Annotated in this window: 4 protein-coding genes and 1 pseudogene; all 5 read right to left on the bottom strand. The window is 32.8% G+C overall.

Annotation, left to right across the window (positions count from 1 at the left end; all coding sequences use genetic code 11):
• Nucleotides 1-59: 59 nt before the first annotated feature.
• Entirely contained in the window at nt 60-536 is a 477-nt protein-coding gene (locus tag IDG60_RS10275) for a peptide-methionine (S)-S-oxide reductase (protein ID WP_000261962.1), read from the bottom strand.
• 2 nt (nt 537-538) lie between these two features.
• A complete protein-coding gene (locus IDG60_RS10270; protein ID WP_000244277.1) occupies nt 539-1,039 on the bottom strand; it encodes a GNAT family N-acetyltransferase in 501 nt (166 codons plus the stop codon).
• 234 nt (nt 1,040-1,273) lie between these two features.
• Nucleotides 1,274-2,041, bottom strand: coding sequence for a tyrosine-protein phosphatase (locus tag IDG60_RS10265; protein WP_000565310.1), 768 nt, complete (start codon nt 2,039-2,041; stop codon nt 1,274-1,276).
• Nucleotides 2,038-2,730: a polysaccharide biosynthesis tyrosine autokinase gene (locus IDG60_RS10260; RefSeq protein ID WP_000185863.1), complete on the bottom strand. Its 693-nt coding sequence runs from the start codon at nt 2,728-2,730 to the stop codon at nt 2,038-2,040. The genes IDG60_RS10265 and IDG60_RS10260 overlap by 4 nt, the downstream gene beginning before the upstream one ends.
• A gap of 16 nt (nt 2,731-2,746) precedes the next feature.
• Nucleotides 2,747-2,884 (bottom strand): annotated as a pseudogene (locus IDG60_RS10255) (capsule biosynthesis protein CapA); the annotation flags it as partial.

Below are 2,884 nucleotides of genomic sequence, written 5' to 3'. Positions count from 1 at the left end.
AGTATATCTAGGTATTTCTCCGATTTTGGTTAATTTAAACATCTATTCTCCTCTGAAAATCACTTGTATTTATTTAGCAAATCTTTTGAAATATGACACATATGCATATCTTCTGGATATTTTTCTAAATGTTGCTGATGTTCTTCAGCACTTTTAATGTAGTTAGACAGCGGTAAGACTTCCACTGCAATTTGATCTCTGTCTTTACGTCGTTCAATGAACTGACGCGCTTCAATTAAGTGGTCATCTACACAACTATATAAACCCGTTCGATACTTTTCTCCAATATCATTTCCTTGTTGATTCACACTGTAAGGATCAATGATTTCAAATAAATAATTCATAATGTCTGTAATTGTTAACATACGATCATCGAAATGAAGTTTGACACATTCAGCATAACCATCATACGGACCGTCTAATTTAGAGCTTCTTCCATTTGCTCTTCCTGCTTCTGTATGTATAATTCCAGGTATTGTTGCAAAAAATGCTTCAACACCCCATAGACACCCTCCTGCTACATAAACAACTACCATATTTACACCTCATCATCCTTTTTTATATTTTTAACAAGGTTATACCATTTAATACCGCCATGACATGATTCTGATACACCTTCATTACGATACCCATATTTTTCATAAAATGAAATTAATGATTCTCGACATGTTAACGTTACACCATGTCGATGATGATTCTTAGCAAGAGTTTCAAAATAGTTTAGTAAGCGACCTGCAATACCCTGACCTTGATAATTTGGTGCTACAACAAGACCTAACACACTAATATAGCCACCTTCACTATTATTTATGGAGACATTTTTAAATAAATCATCGCTAATGTAACGCTCTTTTATGACTGGACCGTTGATGTATCCAATTACTTCATCATTCTTTTCAGCTACAATAAAAGTTTCTTGAATTTGTTCAATTCTCAATTTCAATGCCTCTCGTGTTGCAGCTTCTTCCGGTGAAAAACCAATATTTTCAAGTGCAATAATTTGATCTAAGTCCTGCATGATTACTTTTCTTAATACCATAAAAACACTTCCTTAGCCCTATATATCAAAAGTAATACCTTCATCTTTATATTCATTATTTTCAAACTACCTTCACTATAAAAAACGAGTCTTTTTATTGAAAGCCATTCGCCTTAATCAATTAGACAAGTTGTATTATACGAATTAGTAAATAATCATGATTATAATTCATTTTAAGCATACTCAAAAAGACTGGTACATGTATACCAGTCTAATTCGAAAAAATATATTTAGTTAAAACCATTTCAAAAACGACTTCACTTTTCCTGGCTTAGTCGGTCTGTCTAAATAAACAAAATTATCATTGATTACTGAACTGGCATTTCGAAGTAATGCTTCAATATCATTCGAATATTTCTTCAATTTATGATTGTGAAATAATTCTTGCATCAAAAATGGTCTTTGGTCACATGAATGTGCATCTGAAGCTACAAAATGAGCCAAATTACATTCTATAAATTGTAATGATAACTTTTGAATGTTTTTACCAAATCCACCAACTAAAGAACTCGATGTTAATTGACTCAATGCCCCATTTGCAACCAATTCATATAATATTTCTGGATTTTTGGCGATACTTCTATTTCTTTCAGGATGTGCAATGATTGGTATGTAGCCTCTCGATTGTATTTCAAAAAACAATTGTTTTGTATAATGTGGTACTTCGCCCGTTGGAAATTCAATTAATAAATATTTCGAACGATTAATACCTTGAATACTACCATTATCTAAGCCTTTCAGAATCGAATCTGTAATTCTAATTTCTTGCCCGGGAAATAATTTAATATCCAATGCTTGAACTTCTGGATGCGTTCTTAACTCCGCCAATTTCACAAGCACTTGTTGAAATGTATTATCATATCTCGGATGCAAATGATGAGGTGTCGCTACAATACTTGTTACACCTTCATCCTTAGCTTGCTTTAATAGTGCAATACTCTTTTCAATTGTTTTAGGACCATCATCTATATCAACTAATATATGGTTATGAATATCAATCATGATTCATCAGTCCCATAATATGCATAGTAACTAGCACTTTTATCTTTAGGCATTCTATTTAAGACTACACCTAATAATTTAGCACCTGTTGCTTCAATAAGTTCTTTTCCTTTTTTAACTTCATCTTTATTATTATTTTCCGAATTAACTACGTAGACAACATTGCCGGTAAACTTTGAAAATAATTGCGCATCTGTAACTGTGTTCACTGGTGGCGTATCGATAATGACAAAGTTATAATTCATCAATAATGTGTCATACAAATTTGCAAATGCCCTTGATGTAATTAACTCTGACGGATTCGGTGGGATTGGCCCAGACGTCAAGACGTCTAAATCTTGAATTTCAGTTGAGATAATACTGTCTTGATAAGTTGACCAATTTAGCAATAAACTTGATAGGCCTTCATTGTTTGGCAAATTAAAAATATAATGCTGCGTAGGTTTACGCATATCCCCGTCTACGATTAGTGTTTTATAACCTGCTTGCGCATATGCAACTGCTAAATTTGCTGCAATTGTAGACTTACCTGCGCCTGGTGCCTCTGAAGTGATTACAATGCTTTGAACTGCACTGTCAGGATTTGCAAACATAATATTTGATCTTATGCCTCGAAATTTCTCGCTAATAGGTGACTTTGGTTGTTCATGGACAATTAAACTTGATGTACTTCTTCGTGTATTCGTCATGGTAATTCCTCGTAAATTAAAATTTTTGTATTGAACCTAAAATAGGTAATCCTAGTTGCGATTCAACATCTTCTTCTGTCTTAATACGCTTATCTAATAATTCTTTTAAGAAAATAATCAATATTGCTAAAACAATACCAACAATAATGCTGAT

This window comes from Staphylococcus sp. EG-SA-2 (assembly GCF_017152085.1).
This window is presented reverse-complemented; position numbering and strand designations above follow the sequence as displayed.

Coding starts and splice junctions, on each gene's coding strand:
- IDG60_RS10275 (WP_000261962.1), bottom strand. CDS start 536: ATGGTAGTTGTTTATGTAGCAGGAGGGTGTCTATGGGGTGTTGAAGCA.
- IDG60_RS10270 (WP_000244277.1), bottom strand. CDS start 1,039: ATGGTATTAAGAAAAGTAATCATGCAGGACTTAGATCAAATTATTGCA.
- IDG60_RS10265 (WP_000565310.1), bottom strand. CDS start 2,041: ATGATTGATATTCATAACCATATATTAGTTGATATAGATGATGGTCCT.
- IDG60_RS10260 (WP_000185863.1), bottom strand. CDS start 2,730: ATGACGAATACACGAAGAAGTACATCAAGTTTAATTGTCCATGAACAA.